The organism is Pontibacter brevis (assembly GCF_054779655.1).
On sequence record NZ_BAAGXV010000077.1, the window covers coordinates 13,096 to 36,494 of the forward strand.

Sequence of the window (23,399 nt, forward strand, 5' to 3'; positions counted from 1 at the left end):
GATTTTTTAGGTGGCACAATCAAATGAATAAAAACTCCCTAAGACTTTTTTTGTATGAAATCGGGAAATTAGCCGCGGCCTTCTCGTTGGCGTTCCTGCTGGGCTGCAGCGCTTCTGATAGCACAACGGGCAACGTAACCGAAAAGATAGACCGGCATGCCCTGGTCAGCCGCCATAGCGTGACTTTAACTGCACCGGATACACTGGCCTCTCTGTCGGTGGGCAACGGAGACTTTGCCTATACCGTGGACGTGACGGGGCTGCAGAGTTACCCGGAGTATTACGAAAATGGGGTGTCGCTGGGCACGCAGTCGCAGTGGGGCTGGCACGTAACCCCCACCGACCAGAACTATACCTTGGCAGATGTAGCTCAGTACGATACGGCTGCCAACGGCAAAGTCATTCCGTTTCCGGTGCAGCACAAAGGAAGCGGACGCAAGGTGGATGCCATGAACTGGCTGAGAACAAATCCGCACAGGCTGCACCTGGGTGTCGTGGGGCTGGTGCTGCTGAAAGAAAACGGGGATCAGGTGCCTATCCAGGAACTACAGCGTATCAACCAGACCCTGAACCTATGGACAGGAAAGATAGAGAGCACTTATGAAGTAGAGGGTGTTCCTGTAAAGGTTGAACTGTACGGGCACCAGGAAAAAGACGGGTTTGCCGCCCGTGTCACCTCGCCGCTCATCACCCAAAACAGGCTGAAAGTATCATTCAAGTTTCCTTATGGTGCCACCTGTCATGTCTGCCCGGGCTATAACTGGGAAGATCAGGATAAGCACACCACCATGCTGGCCCGCTCCGAAGCAGGTGCCAACCAGGTACAACTGAAACGGCAGCTGGATTCCACCACTTATTATACAGATGTACGCTGGTCTGAAAAAGGTCTGTTCCAGGGAAAAGCAAAGCATCATTTTGAACTGGTACCTGCTGCGGACGAGGAGACGGTAGAATTCAGTGTGTTGTTTAGCCAGAACCAGCAGCAGGATATTCCAGCTTACAAAGCGGCCCAGGAAAGCAGCGAAGCACAGTGGAAAAGGTTCTGGACAGAAGGAGGGGCGGTAGATTTCTCCGGATCCACAGACCCGCGGGCACATGAGCTGGAGCGGCGGGTTGTTTTGTCCCAGTACCTCACCAAGATACAATGTACCGGAGACCTGCCGCCGCAGGAAACAGGCCTCACCATGAACAGCTGGTACGGCAAGCCGCACCTCGAGATGCACTGGTGGCACGGCGTGCACTTTGCGCTGTGGGACCGCCTGCCTCTGCTCGAAAAGAGCCTGCCCTGGTATAAGAAGGTGATGCCAAAAGCCCGGGCCACTGCTGAATGGCAGGGCTATGAGGGTGTGAGATGGCAGAAGATGACGGACCCGAACGGGAACGAGAGCCCGTCCAGCATCGGCCCCTACCTTATCTGGCAGCAACCGCACATCATTTACTTCTCCGAACTGGTTTACCGGCAGCACCCGGATACTGAGACACTCGAAAAGTATAAGGACCTGGTATTTGAGACAGCAGAGTTTATGGCGTCGTTCCCGACCTATAACGAGCAGGACGAGCGGTATCACCTGGCGGCGCCGCTGATTCCGGCACAGGAATTATTCCCTGCCCATGAAACCAATGATCCGCCTTTCGAGCTGGCCTACTGGCACTATGGCCTGTCGGTGGCGCAGGAGTGGCGCAGACGGCTGGGTTTGCCTGCGGATGAGAAATGGCAGGCTGTGATAGACAAACTGGCTCCTTTGGCTGTAAAAGACGGCTTATACCTGCCAAGTGCCACACACCCGCAGGCCTACACCGATGACTTTTATCGCCGGGATCATCCGGTGGTAGTGGGCGCGTACGGTTTCCTGCCGAACAGCCCGAAGGTGGACACGGCCATCATGAAAAACACTTACAACGAAATATTAAATAACTGGCAGTGGGACACCACCTGGGGCTGGGACTACCCGATGATGGCTATGAGCGCTGCCCGCTTAGGTATGCCTGAAAAAGCCGTGGATGCGCTATTCATGGACGTGCAGAAGAATACGTACCTCCCCAATGGACACAACTACCAGGACGAGCGCCTGCGCATTTACCTGCCGGGCAACGGTGGCCTGCTCACAGCTGTGGCCATGATGGCTGCTGGCTGGGACGGTGCCCCAGACATACCAACACCTGGTTTCCCGGACAACGGGAAATGGAAAGTGAGATGGGAGGGGCTTCACCAGATGCCTTAATATCCTGAGCTGGCAATTCCATGAAATTTGCATGTTTTGTTTCATCTTAGAAGGGGCCATTAATAAAGCAAAAGCAGTATGAAAGTGAGAAGAAAAAACACCAGCACAAAGAATATTCTACTGTTGCTTCTGGCAGTGCTCTTCAGTAGCACAGCAGCGCAGGCACAGTCTGTACCCGGCAAAATACCGGCTAAAGCCAAATGGTCGGAACGGATGGCGCTGTCCATCATGAAGAACAATCCTGAGCCTTGGATGATAGAGTTCAACGAGGAACCTGTTTGGAGCTATCCGCAGGGGCTTGTGCTGCTTGGCTTTGAGAAAATGAATAAGCAGAACCCGAAGCAGCAGTACCTGGACTACATTAAGGCTTATGCGGATGTGATGATTGATGAAAAAGGCAACATCAAAACCTACGATGCCGCTTCCTTCAACATCGACATGCTGAACTCAGGAAAGATTCTGTTCAAACTGTATGAGGAGACAAAAGATGAAAGGTACAGAGTAGCCCTGGAGACGCTGCGCAATCAAATGAAGTGGCAGCCCCGCACCACCGATGGCGGCTTCTGGCATAAGCTGCGTTACCCCTGGCAAATGTGGCTGGATGGTGCATACATGGGTTCCCCTTTCCTGGCGCAGTACGGCAAAACCTTTGGCGACAAAGCACTTTTCGACGATGTAGCGGCACAGTTGCTTTTGCTGGAAAAGCACACCAGAGACCCGCAGACAGGCTTGCTCTACCATGGCTGGGACGAGAGCCGCATGCAGCCTTGGGCAAACCCAAAGACAGGAACCTCTCCTCATTTCTGGGGCCGCGCGATGGGGTGGTATGCCATGGCCATCGTAGATGTGCTCGATTATCTTCCGGAGGACCACCCGAAGCGGAATGACGTAATCAGCATACTGCAGCGCCTGGCACCAGCCCTGCAAAAGTACCAGGATGCTAAGACAGGGCTGTGGTACCAGGTCGTGGACCAGGGGACACGGGAAGGAAACTACCTGGAGGCATCGGCGTCCAGCATGTTTGTGTATGCCCTTGCCAAAGGAGCAAACAAAGGCTACCTGGACAAGCAATATAGGAAAGTAGCGGAGAAGGGGTTCAAGGGTATCACGGATAACTTGATAGAAGTGAAGCCTGATGGGGAAGTGCTGCTGCACAAAGTATGTGCCGTGGCAGGTCTGGGAGGCACGCCTTATCGGGACGGCTCTTATGAGTACTATGTAAATGAACTTATCCGGACTAATGACCCGAAAGGAACTGGCCCCTTTGTCTTAGCTAGCCTGGAGCTAAACAGGTAGTTGTAAGAAGGAGAAGCGTACTGTCTGATGTTAAGCTGGTTCTAATTTTCTTGATGAGGCGATACTTCAGCACTTTTTGTTGATGGAGTAACATCGTTATAGCTGAAGCTGCTAGTTAAGAAATTAAAGGAGACAAAAGAAGAGCACCCTTAAAGGTGCTCTTCTTTTGTTTAATGCTACCTTAAATTAATAAATTAATATTAAATAGGATATTATTTAGTGGACTATGCGTGTGTAGAAAGCAGGGAGCAAATTAATTGTACTATACAGGATACTACAGGATACTTGAAGGTGATTAAATGAATAAATTGTATACAGTTGATTTACATGAAGTTCAGGAGAAGGTAATGAGAGAGAGGATTTAACAGTCCATGGAAAGTACATAAATGTAACGCAGCTACAGAGGCGCAGTCGCTTTTTAAATAAGTGGGGCTTCTAAGAATTAATAGGTAGAGGAGCAGGTTTTTTGTTCTAATCAAACGCAGGCAATATTGCTGTTTGACAAGCCTTTCATGAGATGGATAAGAGCGAAAAGCTCAGAGGATATACAGTAGATTTTGATTTTTAACCTTTAAAATTCCATGCATGAAAACAGAGATACTTCTACCAGTCACCAACCTTTCTCCGGAAAGAAAAGCAAAACATCCTGAACAGCACAGGAGCAAGCAGAGGAGGCTCCTTCCTTTGTTTCTGAACAGAAAAACAGGCTTGCTGCTGCTGCTGCTCTTTGCCTTCACAGCAGTGTTTGCCCAGCGCCAGGTAGAAAAACTCGGACGGGGCGTCGTCGCTGTCAGGACCAGTAGCAGCCAGGTTTTTGTGAGCTGGCGCATGCTGGGTACAGACCCCGACAACATTGCATTTAACCTCTACCGTGGCGACGCAAAACTAAACGATGCACCGCTTACTGTTACAAACTACACGGATGATACCAGCGCCGACGAGGTGTATACCGTACGCCCTGTCATTGATGGGCAGGAGCAAACTGCATCTGCACCGGCTACCGTCTGGACAGAGCCCTTTAAGCGCCTGCCCCTGCAGCGGCCTGCAGGCGGCACCACTCCCGATGGTGTAAACTATACTTACAGCCCCGGCGACTGTAGTGTGGGTGATTTGGATGGCGATGGCGAGTATGAAATCATCGTGAAATGGGATCCTTCTAACGCCAGGGATAACTCCCAGGCCGGCTTTACCGGCAATGTTTACCTGGATGCCTATAAAATGAATGGCACACGCCTTTGGCGTATTGACCTGGGCCATAACATTCGTGCCGGCGCCCATTATACCCAATTTATCGTGTATGACCTGGACAGCGATGGCAAAGCCGAACTGGCCTGCAAAACTGCCGACGGCACAGTAGATGGAGCGGGCACCGTTATCGGAAACCCTGCTGTAGACTATCGTAACACTGGCGGATACATCCTGCATGGTCCGGAATACCTTACTGTTTTCAATGGCCAGACAGGTGCTGCCATGGCAACCACGGACTATGTGCCTGCCCGTGGCAATGTAGCCAGTTGGGGCGATGATTACGGTAATCGCGTAGACCGCTTCCTGGCAGGTGTAGGTTATTTTGACGGGCAGAAGCCCAGCCTGCTGTTCACACGCGGCTATTACACCCGCACCGTAATGGCAGCCTGGGACTGGCGTGGAGGACAACTGACCCAGCGCTGGGTGTTTGATACAAACACAGAGGGAAACGGAGCCTATGCCGGTCAGGGTAACCACAGCCTCAGCATCAACGACGTAGATGGCGATGGCAAAGATGAGGTAGTATTTGGCTCCATGGCCGTTGACGATGACGGCACCGGTCTCTATACAACTGGCCTGGGGCATGGCGATGCCCAGCACGTAGGCGATTTGGACCCGAGTCGTCCGGGTTTGGAATCTTGGACAGCACATGAATCACAGGCACAATATGAAGGGAATGGCCTCTGGATGCGGGATGCCGGCACCGGCGAAAAGCTTTGGGGTGTGCCCACCACCGGCGACGTTGGCCGTGCCATGACCGCCGATATTGATCCCCGCCACAAAGGCTACGAAGCCTGGGGAGCAAGAGGAGTGCTCTATAATGCACAAGGCCAGGAAATTTCTGCCACCAAGCCTGCCAGTATGAATTTTGGCAATTGGTGGGATGGAGATTTACAGCGCGAACTCCTGGATGGTACCATGATAGACAAGTGGAACCACACCAGCGGCACACAGGATAGATTGCTTTCAGCTCATAACTTTGGTGCTGAAAGAAACAATGGCACCAAAGCCAACCCTGGTCTGAGCGCCGACATCCTGGGCGACTGGCGCGAGGAGGTGATTTACCGGCACAGTAACAACAGCGAACTGCTGATTTTTACCACTACCATTCCTACCACGCACAGGTTTTATACCTTTATGCACGACACACAGTACCGTGCAGCGATTGCCTGGCAGAATGTGGGTTACAACCAGCCACCGCACACCAGTTTTTATGTAGGCGAAGGCATGGCTACTCCTCCAACTCCCGCTATTGCGATGGTGGAACCTGGAACAGCATCACCCGCTATCTACCTGACCGCTCGTGGCGGCGATGCAAAGGCCTACTTGGGGTGGTCCACCATCAATTATGAGATAAGCCGGCTGGAGGTATACCGCGATATAGATCCAAATCCGTCCGGCCGCGTACGAGTTGCCTCTTTAAGCGGAACCGTAAAATCTCATATTGACGAAGGCCTGACAAACGGCACCACCTATTACTATTGGATTAAGGGGTATGATGCCAATGGCGTCATCGTAAACTCTGCCGCTGCAAGTGCTACACCGGAAGGCGTAACCTTACCGCCGCCACCTGCCATCGTGGAACTTGCTGCCACTGCCGGCGACGGAAAGGTTGACCTGAACTGGAGCATCGAAAACGTGAATATCCGCCACATAGAGATTTTCCGTGATACGGACTCTAACCCAAGTGGCCGGGGCCGGGTAGGCATCGTAGGAGCAGACGCAACCACCTTCACTGACCCCACCGTGACCAACGGCACGCCTTACTGGTACTGGTTAAAGGTAATCGACGTAGATGGAAAAGCCCATGGTTCCAACGCCGCACAGGCAACACCTGAAGGCACCACACCGCCGCCACCGCCAAAAGAGGTTGTACTCACTGCCACAGGAGGAGACAGGTTCGTGGACCTTAGCTGGACAGTTGAGAACATAGAAGATATCCGAGCACTTGAAGTTTTCCGCGATACCGATTCCAATCCGTCCGGCAGAGTCAGAATTGAGTCGCTGCATGCTGATGCCAGAACGTACACCGATAACTCAGTTGAAAACAATGTGACCTACTGGTACTGGATTAAAATTACAGATGCCACCGGTGTCACAAATTCCAATGGAGCCGAGGCCACACCGGTGCCGCTTGATGGCATCTACACCATCTCCGCTTTGCACAGCGCCATGGCCCTGGATTTAAATAAGTCCTGCGCGAAGAATGGGAATGGAAACCTGGTACAGCGCACGTCCGGTGCAACAGATAACCAGCAATGGATGCTAAGCAGTGTGGGTGAAGGCTACTACAGTATTACCAGCGTAAACTGCGGGCAGGCCATAGGTGTAAGGGCGCAGTCGGCTACTGCGGAAGGTGCTAACATTCTGCAGTGGACTTATGAAGGCAAAGCGAATCAGCAGTGGGAACTCATCAGGCTGAGCAATGGCTACTACAACATTGTAAACAAGCACAGCGGCCAATCTGTTACAGTAGAGGCAGCTTCGATGGCCAGTGGCGCTAATGTAAAACAGTGGAGCTTTGGCGGTGGTACGCATCAGCAATTCAGCCTGATGCCGGTAAGCCTGAGCGCGGCTACCGTTTCAAGTGCACAGCAGGGAACGGAGCAAACTTTTTCAGCAGTCGTTTACCCTAATCCATCCTCAGGCGACTTTGTAATTGAGTTAGAAGGAGCGTTTGAATATGTGATTTATGACCAGTTAGGCAGAAAAGTAGAGCAGAATAAGGCAGAGCATTCAGCCCGAACCGGAAATACGCTGAAAGCTGGTTTCTACATCATCAACATTCAATCAAATGGAAAACGGCAGCAGTACAAGCTGATTAAAAAATAATTCTTCATACATTGCTTAGAAAGAGCCTGGACCATCCTAGAGTCACAGGCTTTTTCTTTTTTCAGGGTTTTGTGTTTGATGCGTCATGCCTCCATTAATTGGTTCGTATGCATCATTATTAAAGTATCTACAGATAGATTCCCCTCCCCGGAGGGGTTAGGGGTGGGTTCAAGCTGTATGCAAAATATTGAATGTCTTCTTTACGCAGTGTTCAGTTGATAAGATATTACACTCATTATCCTAAAGTTTCTTTTATAGTATGAGCTTACCTAAGCTTCCGTAGCAACAGCTTATCCAGCGACTCATTCACAGCCTTTTTCATCTTATCTTCCTGTGCTCTCCAGGCCGAGAGGCCTCGTCTTCGGGCATCGCGCTGTGTATATTTCCTGCCTTTCGGCTGCCACTGGCGTGGCACCGGAAATTTACAAGGCGCTCAACCCAAAGACTGGAAACACATTCACTCCGTACTGATAGATTACATCAGTAAAGCGTTAACAACAGGAAAGGACTTGGGCGACCAGAAGAAGCGGACTCCCATCCTTGAACTCTAAAGGGGGCCCCTGCACCCCCAGGAGGGGGAGGGGTGGTTTGACTCAGGACATCAGAGATAACATTGGCATCATGGAATAGACTTGATGAGATTTGGTATTCTAATAGCTTTACAAGAGGGAAGCAGGTAAAAGCAATCTACAACTCCTTCTCAGTCTTCAGCAGTAAAAGCCAGTGCTCCTGACTGGGCTTCTGCATTGAAGTGCCTCTCTTAAATGATTTAGGTAGTTCAGCCAAACGTGTCTCCCCAGTTTGCGGGTTAAACCAGATACCTGTAAAAGTCTTCTTCGGCAGCTTTTGCAGTAGCTTCATGTTCTGTCCTGAAAGAGAAGAAAGAAGAATAGTGCTGCGTGCTTCATCAGCCAACACCCAGTTCTTATGTCCGTTGGCAAGGACGCCATCCTGCGGCTGCATATGCATGAGTTTCTCTGCTAAGTGCTGCTGTACGAAAGTGTCCAGCGGGTGCCGGTCTACTGTTCTTCCCTGTCCGTGTCCGGCAGTGGGATTCCGCATGAGCACCTGGGCACCGCCAGCCATCAGCGCCGGGACAGGTCCTGCACCGCTATGCCAAGCCACAATCGCTTTATCAGGGTATTTGCTATGGTATTCCCGTACCTGCCGGTAGGCCTGCTCTGGTGTGGTAGGGTCACCAAACTCCTTTGGGTGCATTTCCCGGAAGGCAAGGTTCTGACCTCCCTGCGGTGCCCATAAAGTGCCATCAGGCAGGTAGTGCCAGTAGCGCATGTCGATGACAGCCACCTGTTTGGCCAGCTCCGGATCTGCGAGAATGGCATCCGTTACGTTTTTGCTGGTATCCAGCACGAGCCGTACGGTGCGGTTGTTTTTTTGCTCCCACTCCGCTACTGTCTGCTGAAAAAACTTCTGAAACTCAAACGGCCCTGAATACTGGAAACTCAAGCCGAAGATAATGTTGTCGAATTTTCCCAGCTGGTCCAGCACATGGAAGATATAAGCCCGGTGCAGTTCGCGTAGCTTTGGGTTGGTGGCATCATAGAACTGGTTGGCTACGTGCACGCGGTCGCGGGTCTCCAGCGGGGGAGGTTCCGGTAAGCCTGTTTCATTGATGTTGTTGGCGGGGCGCCAGGGAAAGTCAATCCAGTGGGAGGCGGTTTCGAGGAGGTTGTGGTTGTTATACAGGTGGTGGTACAGTACCAGGCCCTGCTGATCGCAGAGGCGGGCAAATTCACGGACACGCTCGAAGTACCAGGGGTTGTACGTGGACACGTCGTAGCGACTCAGCCCGTCCCAGGCTTTGCCTTTTCCGCTGCGTGCCCAGGGAAGTTCGTAAAAGGCCGCCCACACATTGGCATCAGGCCGCTCAACTATAGAGTGGTCGTCACGGCGGCGGTCGTACCAGATGGCGGGACCGCTCTGGTAAAAGGGTGTGCCCTGTGCCGCTACCCTGGCAGCCAGTGCTGGCAGGTCTTCCGTCAGCCCCGGACCAGTGCGCCCCGGAACAAAGCGCGTAATGCTGACACCGGCATCCAGGGCATTTCCGGGCGAAGTCTGCCCCAGCCACCAGGCATCGTTCACGGCACCTCCCCAAACTACTTTATCTCCGATTACGAATCGCCCGTTAATGATTCGAAGCGGTGGATTTTCCTGTGAAGTTTCAACTGGAGCAGAAGGGACGTCCTGTAGCGTAAACTCTTTTATAGCCGCTGCTGTGTTTCCGGTAGCTCTGGAAGATGAAGTGCTTAGAGCCGCCAGCGCCTGCTTACCCAGTCTTTTTGTGAGCTGCCTGGTGTAGAGCGGTTCGGGAGAGGTAACGACTACTACGGGTGCCTGTGGAGGCCCTTTCGCGATGATTTTGGTTGCTTTGCAGTTCCAGATAACACTGTTGGCTGCTGTCCAGCCGCCTGCCTGTGCGCGATCCATATCATAAGTGAGCCTGAGGGCAGCGCCATCTATGTGCACATCCTCATACAGTACACCGGATGCCCAACTTTCGTAGGAGCCGCTGGGGCCAAGTGCGTTGGGGGCGGTGCAGTTCAGGAAAACGTTAGGGCCGGCAGCAAGAAAACCAATGGCAAAGTCATTCACGCCTGCATCAGCAGTACACCTTTGCACAAGCACCTGCTGCCCTTCTACAAGAAAGCTATGCCTGCGGTAGCCTCCAACTTCCGATACGGGCTGCTCACTGCGGCAGTCCAGCACCGTTACCCTGCGCGCTCTTGAACCAACCCGTACTGCTGAGGAAACAAAATGCCGCGCAGTAACACCCTTAACCCATGCATCCTGCACATTATCCAGGGCGATAGCAAACCAGGCGTGCTCTTCGTCTTTAGTATTTGCTTTATCAAACTCACTCTCCAGCACCAGGTTCTCCAGTCCTATATGCTGCAGCGGTTGATTTGATATGACTTTTGCTACAGCACCTGATCCGTATTTCTGTTCCAGTGCTGTGGTGATGGGGGCATCGATTATAATTTGTTTTGTAGACGGATTAATAGCCGTAATCGTGCGGTCCCACACCAGGTTTCTGGAGCCTGGTACCCAGTGAAAACGTAAATCCGGGAACACACCTTTTAGGGTGTCCATGCCCAAATCAGTTATCCATTCTTTCGTGCTGGGGCGGGTAATCGTGATGCGGTCACCAACGCGTAATCCTTGTACAGCCTGTAGGCTTAGCGTATAACTTCCCGCCGGCACGATGTTATCAGTAACCTGAATAGGAGTACCCGATTCAGGAACTTCGCTGCTTCCCGCTTCAATCAGGGTGCGCCTACCTTTTCCAGTGGCCACGATGGCTGTTTTCCTGTTTCCACTTCCGCGTAAGACCACGCCTTCTGCACTTAAGCGGAGTTGACCAGAAACAAGAAATTTTCCTTCTGCCAGCTGTAATGCTCCTCTGTAGCCATTCGCTTGTACAGGTAAGCCTTCGATATGATCCAGCGCAGCCTGCAATAAGCGGGTGTCGTCGCTACCACCTGGCCGCACTGTAAGTACTGCTGGCACATCAGGCAAAGGAACACCTCCGCCTCCATAGCCTGCATGCGAAAAATCGATGGCAGGGAGAACTGCGCCAGCCGGAACAGCTTGTGCCTGTACCTGCTGCAACGGAAGATGTGCCATGAAAGCTAACAAGCAGAAAGCAAATACCACAGGTACTTGCCGTACCTGTGGTATAACGAATCGGATTATATTATACATAGGAGGTTCAGCAGCATAAGGATCAAAAGTTAACGCTCGTGCTGTTCTTGATTTCTATCTTGCTGTCATCTTTCGTGTCGATGTCCACATCATCAAATGTCCAGTCTTTGGCATAAGCTATTTCTCCTGCGGTGGCAGCTTCTATTTCGATACCATTCAGGTGGAAATTCTCTACGGAAGACTGCGGAATACCAGCAGCAGAAAGAGCCTTTTTAGCATCTTTTACCCTGATGTCGGAGATATACACGTCTTTGAACTTTGGAATACCCCGTTCTTCCGGCTCCACCTTCTGCAGCATCGTTTTCCAGTGCTGCGGTATGCTTTCATAAGAATAGCCTTCCGGTAAAGTGGAGTAGCTGTAGCTCGGGTTCCAATTCATTGACACTTCAATGGGAACACCGACGCCATTCATCTCAATGTCCTGCATGTAAATGTTTTCTACTGTGCCGCCTCTCGTAGTGGCCGATTTAAAACGGATGCCCACACCGGTTCCTTTGGCTTTCAGGTTGTGCGCCAGCACATGCCGGATACCGCCCGAAGTTTCGCTGCCAAAGGTGATAAGCCCGCCACCGGCGCGTGAAATGCAGTCGCGTATCAGCACATATTCTGTAGGGCGGTTCACCCGCAGGCCATCCCAGTCGCGGCCTGCTTTCAGGCAGAAATTGTCGTCGTTGCAGTCGATGTCGCTGTTCTGCACGAGTATGTAAGAAGAAGAGTCAATGTCGATGCCATCAGTGCTGGGGCCGTGGCCGTCGATGTTATTCTGTATCACCACGCCGTCTACCGTAATATGGTCAGAGTACAGGATATGAATCGTCCAGAAGCCGGCTTGCTTCATGGTAATGTCTTTAATGGTGACGTCAGACGACTCTGAAACCAGCAGCGTGCGCGGGCGCTTGGCATCATAATCTACAATCCAGCGAAGTCCCTTTGGCTCATACTCTTTGCGCATGTTCCAGTAAAGGTCCCAAAAGGGTTTTCCCTGGGCATGCACAATACCTTTACCCGTGATAGCCACATTCTCCTGGTCCAGCACGTTGATAAGAGCGGAAGGCCATTTCATTTCAATGCCTGCCACACGGGTATCTATTTCCGGGTAATCCGCCAGGTTCTGGCTTCCTAAAATCTGTACGCCTTCGTCTATCCGCAGGTGCACCCCTTTCTTCAAATAGATGGAGCCGGTGAGGTAATTGCCGGGCTTGAAGGTGACAATGCCGCCCCCTTTGGCTGCACAGGCATCAATGGCTGCCTGAATGGCCTTTGTGTTAAGCGTCTTCCCGTCGTTTACAGCGCCGTATTTCGTTACCTCATACAGTTTCTTTTTAGTTGGCATCTTCTTAGCGCCCACTTCTTTCAGCCATGCCAGTTCTGGCAGTTCATCTTTTGTTCGTTTTAAATGGAAGCTGAAAAGGGCGAAAGAAAATGCTAATAGTAGGGATAAGGCGATAAAGCTTTTATATCTCATAAGGTAAGGCGTGTAATCTGTTTTGTTCCTGTTTTAGTTTTTAGTAGTTGCTAAAAGCAGGTTCTTCTGTCTCTTTTAAATGTAGGGACTAACACCCGGATTTCTATCCTGCTCTATCCTGCACGGGGAAAGGCGAAGGAACGGAAGAGGCGTTTTCCCAGCTCTACGGAGCCTCAGGTAACCAATATTGCAGGCACCCTATACCACAGGATAGTCCTGTCGAAAAGAGGGTTTATATTACGTTTCTATTAACTAAAACTGCATACCATACTCATTCAGTATCAAATGAAAATCAATAAACTAGCTTTTTTACTCTTTTTCTTGCCGGTTTCGCTCCTGGCGCAGGATCAGGCACAGACAGCGGCTACCCTCCGCAGAATGGCGGACAGAATCCTGGCCAGCACAACGTACAGGTTTATTAACCCGGAAACGAAACAGACCTATACCTCCACAAAGAAGCTACCTGCCACTGCACGCGTGAAAGTGGAAAGCCAGTATAACGACTGGCACTATACCAATGGAGTGCTCAATATTGCCATGTTGGAATTGGCAGAGCAGCTGAATCAGGAGCAGTATAAAAATTTCGTTTACAGGAATTTTGATTTTGTCTTTAATCAGGGAAACCTGCCCTACTTTGAGAAGCTGTACAACGAAGCACTGAAGCAGGAAAATGGCTTAAACAGAGTAAGGGATGTGAGTTGGTACATGTATTTCAGAGGTGTCCGGCTCGATGATAACGGTCCCATGGGAGCCAGTTTGATAGAAGTATACCAGCAGCAGCCAAAGAAGAACAAGGAGTATAAAAAATACATTGATGCCGTGGCGAAACACATCATGGAGCAGGAGCCTCGCCTGCCAGACGGCACAATAGCCCGCCTGTGGCCACACGAAATGACCATCTGGGCGGATGACTTGTTTATGAGTGTGTCGTTTCTGTCCCGGATGGGGAAGCTTACCGGTGAGCAAAAGTATTTTGACGACGCGGCGCAGCAGGTGATACAGTTTTCAAACTACCTCTGGGACGCCGACAAAGGCATATACTACCACTGCTACCACTCCGACACAGAGGAGCATGGTGTGGCATATTGGGCAAGAGCCAATGGCTGGATGTTTATGGCACAGGCCGATCTACTCGCGGCACTTCCTCAAAATCACCCAAAACGAAGTGAGCTGCTGCAAATATTCAGACGGCAGGCCGATGGGATTGCCCGCTACCAAAGTGAATCAGGCTTGTGGCATAACCTGATAGATAAAATAGATTCCTACGAAGAAGTTTCAGCAACAGCCATGTATGTGTTTGGCATGGCGACAGGAGTGAAAAATGGTTGGCTGCCTGTTGACTATGGCTATGTGGCGGAGCAGGGCTGGAGTGGAATTTTAAGAAAAATTGGCACAGAGGGTAATGTGACAGATGTATGCACCGGCACCGGCATCATGCCATCCCTGACCTTTTACTATAAGCGCCCCACCGACGTGAACACACCGATGGGTGAGGGACCTGTCATGAGAGCAGGCGTAGCCATGCTGGGCCTGCCGAAGTACGTGGACCCGCCGGCTCATTTAAAATACCGTGATATAGAAACGGGTGAGTGGCGGAAGGGAATTAATTAATGGGCGGTTTTAAACCATAACTATTAAATCATGCAAACGAGCTGTAATAAGTTAAATAGATGGAAGCGGAAGATACTAGATGCGCCGTCGCAGGTTGGTGCCCGAGTATTATTGACTGGTATTTGTACCCTGTGTCTTATTCCGGCTAGCTACGCCCAAACGGTGGAGGGTATCGATTACTCCGACAGGGCGCATGTAGACAAGACCTTCGACATGGCAGGCACCGATATCTTTGGGCAGCGTTTTCCCTCAGAAAGCCTGACCATTACGGATCCTGTAACTGGTGTTCCGATTACGGCCCTTACCACATCGCGGCACAGCAGCTCGAAAATTTACCAGGACCATCCCAACTGGACAGCTGATGGAAAATACATTGTTTTCAGTTCAAACCGCAATACGTCGGCAGGTGGCAACGTCACGTTTGCCAGCGACAAAACACCACAGAGAGTCCGGCAGTACTACGCTATCTCCATGGACAACCACGAGATTGTGCAGGTGACGACGGGTAACAACCGGGGCGACCTTCTTTTAGGACATAAAAGAAATGTCGCCTTCCGGATTCGGGACAATCAGGTTGTTGAAGTGAACCTCGCCGGTTTGCTCGCTGACAGTGAACGGGGAAAGGTAAAGGAACCTGCCAGCTATGAAAAAGTAGTGGCCACCATTCCTGCAGACCTTCAGCCAGGAGGGACCTGCCTGGATATGAACGATAAACGAATCTTCTTCTCGACAAGGGCGGATAACGACCACTCTGCTATTTACAGCGTGGACTTTGACAGCAACAAAACCACCAAACTGGCAGAAGTGCCTTTCAGGACAGGCCATTTCCAGGCGAACCCTTTTGTGTCAGGTGAAATGATGTACTGCTGGGAAACCGGTGGCGATGCCCCGCAGCGGATGTGGGTATTAAGTGTAGATAAAAAAGGGAAAGTGACAAACCGTCCTGTCTACAATGAAAAGCCGGATGAGTGGGTGACGCACGAAGTCTTTGCCGGTCCCGATCATGTTCTTTTCAACCTGATGGGCCATATTGACCGGCTTCGGAAGAACCCAACAGGCATCATGCTGTTAAACATCCGCACCAACGAAGCCAAACTACTCGGACAGGCGAAGGAGCTTGGCGGGTACTGGCACTCGGCCGGAACAAAGGATTTAAAATGGGCTGTTGGAGATTCTTTTGACGGCAACATCTATCGCCTGAATATAGAATCAGGCGACGCCACATTACTCACAACCGGCCACCGCCCCAACACCAAAAGCCCTTTCTCCAGCCAGGCTCATGCGCATCAATCCATCAGTCCGGATGGGAAATGGGTGCTGTTCAACTCCAGTATGCTGACCGATAGCGATATCATGATGGTGCCGCTGCATCCGAAGGGGTTGTAGGAGTGGAATGGAAGTAATCCCGCTGGCCCCGCTGGCGCGAGCTTGCAGCTCGTGCCTTTATCTATTCTCTGGCTGTGAGTTAATTCTCTTAAAAAGTTAGAACCAAAGACATTGCTGCACAAGCTTACTTTCGAAGCTGGAGTTTCATGTAAGGTTTGTCTAAGCTGGCGTGGGTTCAGCTTATCCAGCGGCATCAGACCTACTGTTTCATTTCTATTGCACTGTGCTCTCTAGGCCGAGAGGCCTCGTCTTGGGGGTAGGGGCCCTCTATAAGGGCATCGCGCTGTGTATATTTCCTGCCTTACGGCTGCCTCACTCCGTTCGGCACCGGAAATTTACAAGGTACTCAACCCAAAGACTGGAAACTGATTCACTCCGTGCAGGTTGATTTAAGTATTTAACAGTCAATACCTTACTTTGGAAAAAGGCCCACGCAAATGAAGCAGCCGGTTCCCCTACTTGGACACGGAGGGGTAGGGGTTAATGCCGTCAACTTAAGCTTTATTTTGTCATTTCGAACACAGTGAGAAATCTGGGTTATTTCATGACCCCGCAATATTTCAGATTTCTCACTGCGTTCGAAATGACAAAAAAGGGCTTAAGTTAAAAGCACTGGGGGTAGGGGTGGTTTGACCCGGTAAACACAAGCGAGTCTGGAGACTAGCACCCACTGTACGTCACCGGTTGGATACCGGCGACAGCCATAACTACAAACGCTTCGTGCTTTTCTGTTTATTATCAGTCTTTTCCGGGACTACAATATCCGGGCGCGGGGGCTGCTGCATACCGTGCCCGAGGTAAAAACTTGTGTGCGGCGGCTGGTTATAGCCCACGTTCTGCCAGGAGATGCTCAGGCGGTACTGCGGGTCATGCATGAGGGTGTAGAGACGGTGGTTGGTGGGAATGGTGGTGGTATAGATGCGCAGGTTTTGATTGTCCTCTGTTCTGAATATTACTTCCTCGCGCCAGTCGCCAAACAGGTCTGCACTTAGGGCGGGCGTGGCTTTGGTGCCGTTATTCGATGTGGCGCCTTCTGCTGTGAGTAAGCGCACCTGTTGCTCCTTTTCGTAATCCCACTTATCGATGTAGTTGCTGTTGAGCAGCTCTCGCAGCAGGTCACCGTCCCACCAGATAGCGAAGTTGGTTGCTTTAGGGCTTTTGCTGATTCTTTCGCCTTTCACATTATATAGGCCTTTGTCGCCGTTCCACCACATTTCTGCGCCGGGATTACGTGGGTCAATGTCAGCAGCCAGGCCGCGGCCTACGTCTTGTCCTTCCTCAGCGCCCCAGATAATTTCTCCTGTGCGGGCGTTGTAAAGCGCTACTCCCAGACCCGTTGCATTTGTTTCGTTTTCATGAATACCCCACGCCAGCTGGTCCGGGTTATTCGGATCGAACTGACTGACGTGTAAAGCATCGCCATGGCGGAGACCGGTGGAGTAGATACCAGCGCCATCATGGTCTACTGCCATGGCACCATAAACAATTTCGTCCTTGCCGTCTTTGTCTATATCATTCACACTCAGGCTATGATTACCTTGTCCGGAGAAAGGGTTTTCACCGTTCTCTGAATCAAACACCCAGCGGGAAGTTAGTTTGCCATTACGGTAATCCCAGGCAGCTATAACCGAACGGCCGTAGTAGCCGCGGGCCATCAGCACACTGGGCAGTTTGCCGTCGAGGTAGGCGGCTCCAGCCAGGAAACGGTCTACCCGGTTGCCGTCGCAGTCGTTGCCACTGTTGCCTCCCACACCGCCCCAGCCGCACAAATCTCCTCTGCCTGGTATGTAATCAGCGGTGGCCAGCGCGGCACCGGTTCTGCCATCAAACACGGTGAAGTATTCCGGGCCCTGCAGGATTTTACCGTCGGCATTGCGCCAGTCTTTGGAGGCGTCGCCAATCACTTTGCCTGTGCCGTCTATCGTGCCATCAGCCGTTTTACAGGCGAACTCCGCAATGCCGTCTCCGTCCATGTCTATCACAATGAACTGTGTGTAGTGCGCGCCTTCCCGGATATTTTTGCCCAGGTTTATTTTCCAGAGCAGTTTTCCTTCGAGGGTATAAGCATGAAAGATTGGTTCGTCGGTAAAGCCCTTGGCAGGTGTATCGCGGCTTCTGCCCACCATATGCACAATGACTTCGTACTGTCCGTCACCATTCAGGTCGCCTACAGAGGCATCGTTGGAGGAGTAGCCTTCAGGTGTTTGCAATGGAATCGTCAGGTAGTTTTGGCGCCATACTATTGCGGACTCAGAAGGAGCTTGTTCTTTTCCATTTAGTACCGGCCTCACAAAATAGGAGGGTGCCTGGTTGAGGTTCACGCCTGTGTCAGTATAGTTCGTGCTTTCGGTCAGGGGCTTCCTGTTCAGTTTTACAGGCTTCTTATTGCCTGTTTTCCGGTACAGGTTAAAGGCTGTTGCCTCCGGGTCTGTTCCGAGTAGGCGCCAGCTAACAAACACAGAATCGCTACCTGTGTGCACGGCTACTACTCCCCTGTTGAGGTATTCCATCTGTCGCTGCGCAGTTGCCTGCGACGAAATTAAAAACAGGAACAGGCTTAAAAGGAGTGCTATTTTACTTTCTTTCATCATAAATGTTTTAACTGCCGTCTGGCTTCACTACCGTTACATCCGGGCTCTGCGGGAGCTGCCAGTTTTCCACCGGGTCTGGATGGGCAGGGTCAAAAGCCTTTACATCTTCCCGTAGGTAATCCACGAGTTTGAGGTTGTTCTTTTTGATGCCTTCCACCACGCACCGGGCTAGTTGGTAAGCCCCATAAGTGCTGAAATGGGTGTCATCTTTAAGTTCTGTTTTCTGGCCTGGAAAGGTACCTGCCGGGTAGTGTACAAAGGCTTTCTTAGACTTGTCAGGACTCATGGCTTCATAGAACTCCCTGCTCATGGCGTTCAGGTCAATCATGGCTACCTTTTCCTCTTCTGCGGTCTGCCGCACGGCCGCAGGGTAATTGCCCAGCGTGTTGATGATTTTGCCCTGCGCATCGAAGTTGCGGCGGTGCATGGAGGTAACCAGCACCGGTATCGCGCCCCGCTTACGCGCTTCAGCGATGTAGTGCTTCAGCATGTCTTTATAGGTGGTGAAGGGCTCCACATGAGAGCCTCCCGGCTTTTGGTCGTTGTGGGCAAACTCAATGAACAGGTAATCGTTTGGCTTGATAACACTGAGTATCTTTTGCAAGCGTTTCTCCCCGACAAAAGCTTTCAGTGATTCACCGGATTCGGCATAGTTAGTGACGACCACACCGGGTTTGAAGAAGCGGGGAATCATTTGTCCCCATGCTGCCCACGGCTCGTATTCCTGGTCCACCACTGTAGAGTTTCCTGCCAGATACATGCTAATCACATCGTTTACCTGCCTGATTTCGATAGCAGCCACGCAGGGGCGGGTGTTGTTGAACTCCAGCGTCAATTTATCGTCCCAGTTCAGGTAATTCACTTCGCGGGGCTTTAGCCGGATGTTTTCCTCCGCATTAATGCGGGGAGTGCGCACGTTCACCATAAACGTGTGCACTTCCACTTTACCAGCGGGCGTTTCTATTTTCTCTAGCATCAGGCGGCGCGACTCTGCTTTTACGGTAGTCGTAGACCTGCCCTGCGGGTCGCCCAGCAGCACGGTTACTTCGTAGTTTCCTTCCGGCAGGTCCACGGCAAAGTAGAAAGGCTCCTTGCTGGAGATAAAGTCGCTGCGCAAAGCATCCGTTCCTTCCCGGTTGACAGCCTCTACTGGAGATTTGCTGATGATGCCGTAGCCACGTGCTGGAGTGTACGTATCAGATGGAAGCACCTGTTGAAAACCTGCCTGCACCGCACCGGAGCCAAAGTCAAACTTTTTCAGGATTCCTTGCGCTGTATTCGCCGCGGCGTAGTCGGGTAGCGATGCAGGCTTGGGAGTAGTAGGTTCGGCCATCACCATTCCAGCATCAGTCTGTGCAGAAGCTTGAAGCCCTGACTTTGCCTCGGTTGTGTCCGTTGCTTTACAGCCTAACAGCAAGCAGCAGACAGTGCTGGTAAACACTGCCTGCCTTAAAAACTGATGCCTTGTTTGCTGATAAAAGCTTTGCCTCATGCGGGATGTGGTAACGGGTTCTGTTATTGATTCCTGGAGGAGAACTGGACGGAGCTGTCGTTTATCTCGTATTTGCTGCCTTTCAATAAATTGATAATCTCAGCACCTGCGAGGAGTACCGGTCCATAGCCATGAGCCGCATACACATTGATTGGGCGGTAAAAATAGAAAGCAGGGTCAAAGGCCATGCCGGTACCCACGCAGGTTCCTTCCACCTGCCCTTTGTCGTTTACTTGTGTAGCCACTGCATTCCAAGCCAGCAATACCATTGGGCCATACGCCTGCTTATCTACCCAACCCTTGTTAATAGCGCGGGCAATGGAGTAGGCGTATATGGCGGTGGCTGAGGTTTCCAGATAAGAGTTATTGCGGTCGATGAGCTGGTGCCAGAAGCCTTCACCGGCCTGGTAAGAAGCGAGGCCTTTGGCATGTGCCCGCAACTGGTCCATTACTTTTGGGTAGCCCGGGTGGTCCTGCGGCAGCACTTCCAGCAATTCTACCAGTGTCATGATGGCCCAGCCGTTGGCGCGTGCCCAATGAAACTGCGGATGCGGCTCCATGCCCTGCACCCAGCCGTGCATGTACAGTCCTTTCTCTTTGTTGAACATGCGCTCTGAGAACTGCACCACCTGCTTCACGGCATCGTCGTAGTAGCGGCGTTCGCCTGTCAGTTTCCCCATTTGCGCCAGCGCCGGCACACTCATGAACAGGTCGTCGAGCCAAATAGTGTTGGGCAGCGGGCGGTTTCGGGCCAGCGTACCGTCCGGAAGCCGGAATTCTTTGTTGCTGATATAGTCGATGTAGTTGTCGATAAGGGGGCGCAGGTCCGATTTTGTAACGCCATAGCGGCTGGCCTTGATCATGGCAGCACACATCGCACCTGCGTCATCCAGGGCATGCGGCGCCAACACCTGCCGGAGCGGCGTTTCTACCTTAGGATTCTTCTTCATCTCGTTGCGGTAATAGGGAGCCAGGTCTGCCAGGAAGCTGAGGCGTTGTGCGGTGTAGTTGGTGAAGCGCGGATCACCGGTTGCTTCACCAGCTAATAGCATGCCCGCGTAGGTCACGCCCCACTCGTAGCTGGTGAGCCGGAAGTCGCCCTGCTCCAGTTTAGAGTTGCTGTTTAGCTTCTTGAGATCTGTTACCTGCTTTCCTGTTTTCTCGTCTATTATCCGGGCGGGCGTAGCGGCGTCGAGGTAAGCATGCACCCGGTTCAGTACCTTCGTGACGTCTGCCACTGTGGTGGTTCCATAGGGGGTAGGGTAGTCAGGCTGCATGGCGTGCAGCGGCGTTGTCACATCCGAGACTTTGGCAGGGTTTGTCTGCGCCTGCATGGTATGGCCTGCAGTCAGCAGTGCTAAGGTCAGAAGTGCTTTCCTGACCTTAGCACTGAAACCACTATGGTTGTTGCTGTATGCTACAGCATTTAAGTTATTTGCTACTGCTTTCATCAGTATATTTTTTGAGGTAAATCTCTTCTCTTTTCCAGAACCAGGCACGGCGCACAATTCTGGTTACTAAAGTGTTGTTCCTAAAGTAGTAAGAAATTCGGGGAGTGCTATCCTGTACTGTCCGGCTCATTCTATCAATTTAAAGCATCTCTGCTTGAAGTACTATTGCTTTGGAAGCGGAAGGTAGAGGTTGTCTCTAAGTCTCATAGGAAATGTCTCTATGACTTTCATAGCAAAGTCTTTTAAGAAACTTTTCGCCTCGCCGGCGGGGCCTTACTTTTCTCCTTGATGAGAAAAGTAAGCAAAAGAATCAAGACGAATTTGAATAGAGGGCCCCTACCCCCACTCGCTGAACGCTCAAACAAAAATTCGTCAAATATGCACCTGGCAAACTTGTCTCCTTCATTGCTTCTGTGGTTTAATCCAAACATGACATCAATTTGAACCAATAACTATCTCCATAAAGAAGACATTAGCACGAAGTGAATCTGTTTCCAGTCTTCCCGTTGAGCGCCTTTGGAGATTTTTAGGTGCCGCGGTAGCGGCAGCGCCCTGGCGCAGAAAAACTCCCAGCGCGATGCGGGAAGACAAGGCCACTCGGCCTGGAGAGCACAGGCAAAAGCTATGTAAACATAGGTGAGTGAGCCGCTGGATAGGCTGTTGCTACGGCAGCTTAGGCAGAACGCTAAACTGCGTATGCTATAGAATGAACTTCAGGAAAATAGAAGCATGATACACCGTAAGGTGCAGCTGCCTTGTAAGAGATTACTTTTGTTACTTAACCTGAACATCAACTTCCGCCGCTAACTGGCGGGTGAGGTCCTGCACGTAGTTGCGGAAGGAGGCGGAGTCTTTGAAGGCCGCGTCGCTTACTTCCCAGCCGCCTACTGCATAATAGGTGATGGGCTGATTTTCCTGCGGCTTCATCTTCGCAAAGTGAGCCTGTGCCAGTTTTCCTGAAGCAGGGGCTTCCATATAGCCCTGATAAGCAGCCTTAGGCAAGATGAGCGCGAGGCCCAGCATCCATTCGTTGTTGTAGGTTTCGCGGTCGTGCGTCAGCAGTACCACCCACTCATCATCCACGTTGATTTCAGCAACTGAGTCTGTTGGGTCCAGGTTATTCATGCCGATGAGTAAAGTCTCGTCGCCCTGCAAGCCGGATACTTTAGCCGTGTTGCGGTAGGCGTACATACCAGGCCAGATGGTGGGTTGCTCTTCTACTGTATAGGTGCGGTCTGTGCCGTCTGGTTTCCAGTTGTTGTAGCGGAGCTGCATCATCGAGCGCACCGGGCCTTCCGTCAGGATGTCAAAGTTGGTGCTCTCTACATTATTTATGGTGTCACTTACCGTTACCCCAAGGCGGTAGGGGGTGTCGCCAATCATCAGGGCAATGCCGCCAATACCTACTGAACTGCCAACAGCCATGATGTCACGGCCCCAATCCTCCATTACATGATAGTTGTCTTCCACGGCACCGGCAGCGTTTACGCCTACCGTTTCCGGCGACATAGAAGAAACCTTCTTGCCGAACAAATCTTTTGCGTTTCGTCCGTCTAAATAATGGCGGAAGCCCACCTTATCGTTCTCCCACATAGGACCATCTGTCTGGTAGGGCTGGTATCCGTATCCGGCGCTCTTGGGCAGCTGATTGGCATAGGAGACATCGCTTATTTGTGGCTCCACCGGCGTATCGGCAGAAGTACGCTTCCCAAACCGGACACTGGTGCGGGTGGTATAGTTGGGCTGCTCATTTACCCATGACAGTTGCAGCGTCTGCTCTCCATTGGCCGGTAAATCGGTGACAAAGAAAAGCTCATCCCAGGCATTGTCGCCGTCCAAATCATCTAACTGCGCCGCAACGGTGTCGCCGGCTTGGGTGAGGAGGAGGGGGTACATGTCTCCCTCCGGAATATTTGAGAGCTTGTCCCGCTTTACGGCAATGGCTTTATCGGTTAGTGCAACAGCAGATTGGTTGGTGAGAACAATCTCCTGTGTCTGGTCTTCAGTATCAGACTGGCAGGAGAGGAGCATGCTGCACATACATAGGAAGGAGAGAGATAAGGTGCCTTTTTTTATCATGGA

At 51.6% G+C, this 23,399-nt stretch carries 11 protein-coding genes; 5 read left to right on the forward strand and 6 right to left on the reverse strand.

Annotated elements, in window-relative coordinates:
- Nucleotides 1-23: 23 nt before the first annotated feature.
- From ACYVB1_RS15920 to ACYVB1_RS15930, 3 genes are all read left to right on the forward strand, one after another.
- Entirely contained in the window at nt 24-2,222 is a 2,199-nt protein-coding gene (locus tag ACYVB1_RS15920) for a hypothetical protein (protein ID WP_460924775.1), read from the forward strand.
- A gap of 78 nt (nt 2,223-2,300) precedes the next feature.
- A complete protein-coding gene (locus ACYVB1_RS15925) occupies nt 2,301-3,518 on the forward strand; it encodes a glycoside hydrolase family 88/105 protein (protein WP_460924776.1) in 1,218 nt (405 codons plus the stop codon).
- Between the two features lie 585 nt (nt 3,519-4,103).
- Nucleotides 4,104-7,598 (forward strand): rhamnogalacturonan lyase family protein, encoded by a 3,495-nt coding sequence (locus tag ACYVB1_RS15930; RefSeq protein ID WP_460924777.1) that lies wholly within the window; start codon nt 4,104-4,106, stop codon nt 7,596-7,598.
- A 687-nt stretch (nt 7,599-8,285) separates the two neighbouring features.
- On the opposite strand, the gene ACYVB1_RS15935 is transcribed toward ACYVB1_RS15930, so the two are convergent.
- Both ACYVB1_RS15935 and ACYVB1_RS15940 read right to left on the reverse strand, forming a co-directional pair.
- Entirely contained in the window at nt 8,286-11,243 is a 2,958-nt protein-coding gene (locus ACYVB1_RS15935) for a DUF6298 domain-containing protein (RefSeq protein ID WP_460924778.1), read from the reverse strand.
- A gap of 100 nt (nt 11,244-11,343) precedes the next feature.
- A complete protein-coding gene (locus ACYVB1_RS15940; RefSeq protein WP_460924779.1) occupies nt 11,344-12,786 on the reverse strand; it encodes a glycoside hydrolase family 28 protein in 1,443 nt (480 codons plus the stop codon).
- 285 nt (nt 12,787-13,071) lie between these two features.
- On the opposite strand from ACYVB1_RS15940, the gene ACYVB1_RS15945 reads away from it, so the two are divergent.
- Both ACYVB1_RS15945 and ACYVB1_RS15950 read left to right on the forward strand, forming a co-directional pair.
- Nucleotides 13,072-14,397, forward strand: coding sequence for a glycoside hydrolase family 88/105 protein (locus ACYVB1_RS15945; protein ID WP_460924780.1), 1,326 nt, complete (start codon nt 13,072-13,074; stop codon nt 14,395-14,397).
- A 30-nt stretch (nt 14,398-14,427) separates the two neighbouring features.
- Nucleotides 14,428-15,783, forward strand: coding sequence for a TolB family protein (locus ACYVB1_RS15950; RefSeq protein ID WP_460924781.1), 1,356 nt, complete (start codon nt 14,428-14,430; stop codon nt 15,781-15,783).
- Nucleotides 15,784-16,490: 707 nt separating this feature from the next.
- Here ACYVB1_RS15950 and ACYVB1_RS15955 read toward each other — a convergent pair.
- The 4 genes from ACYVB1_RS15955 to ACYVB1_RS15970 all read right to left on the reverse strand — a co-directional run bounded on the left by ACYVB1_RS15955 (nt 16,491) and on the right by ACYVB1_RS15970 (nt 23,396).
- Complete coding sequence (locus tag ACYVB1_RS15955; protein WP_460924783.1) at nt 16,491-18,374, reverse strand: rhamnogalacturonan lyase; 1,884 nt, start codon at nt 18,372-18,374, stop codon at nt 16,491-16,493.
- 7 nt (nt 18,375-18,381) lie between these two features.
- Complete coding sequence (locus ACYVB1_RS15960; RefSeq protein WP_460924784.1) at nt 18,382-19,713, reverse strand: rhamnogalacturonan acetylesterase; 1,332 nt, start codon at nt 19,711-19,713, stop codon at nt 18,382-18,384.
- Between the two features lie 176 nt (nt 19,714-19,889).
- Nucleotides 19,890-21,200 (reverse strand): glycoside hydrolase family 88/105 protein, encoded by a 1,311-nt coding sequence (locus tag ACYVB1_RS15965; RefSeq protein WP_460924797.1) that lies wholly within the window; start codon nt 21,198-21,200, stop codon nt 19,890-19,892.
- Nucleotides 21,201-22,091: 891 nt separating this feature from the next.
- Nucleotides 22,092-23,396 (reverse strand): DUF4861 domain-containing protein, encoded by a 1,305-nt coding sequence (locus ACYVB1_RS15970; protein ID WP_460924785.1) that lies wholly within the window; start codon nt 23,394-23,396, stop codon nt 22,092-22,094.
- Nucleotides 23,397-23,399: the final 3 nt, after the last annotated feature.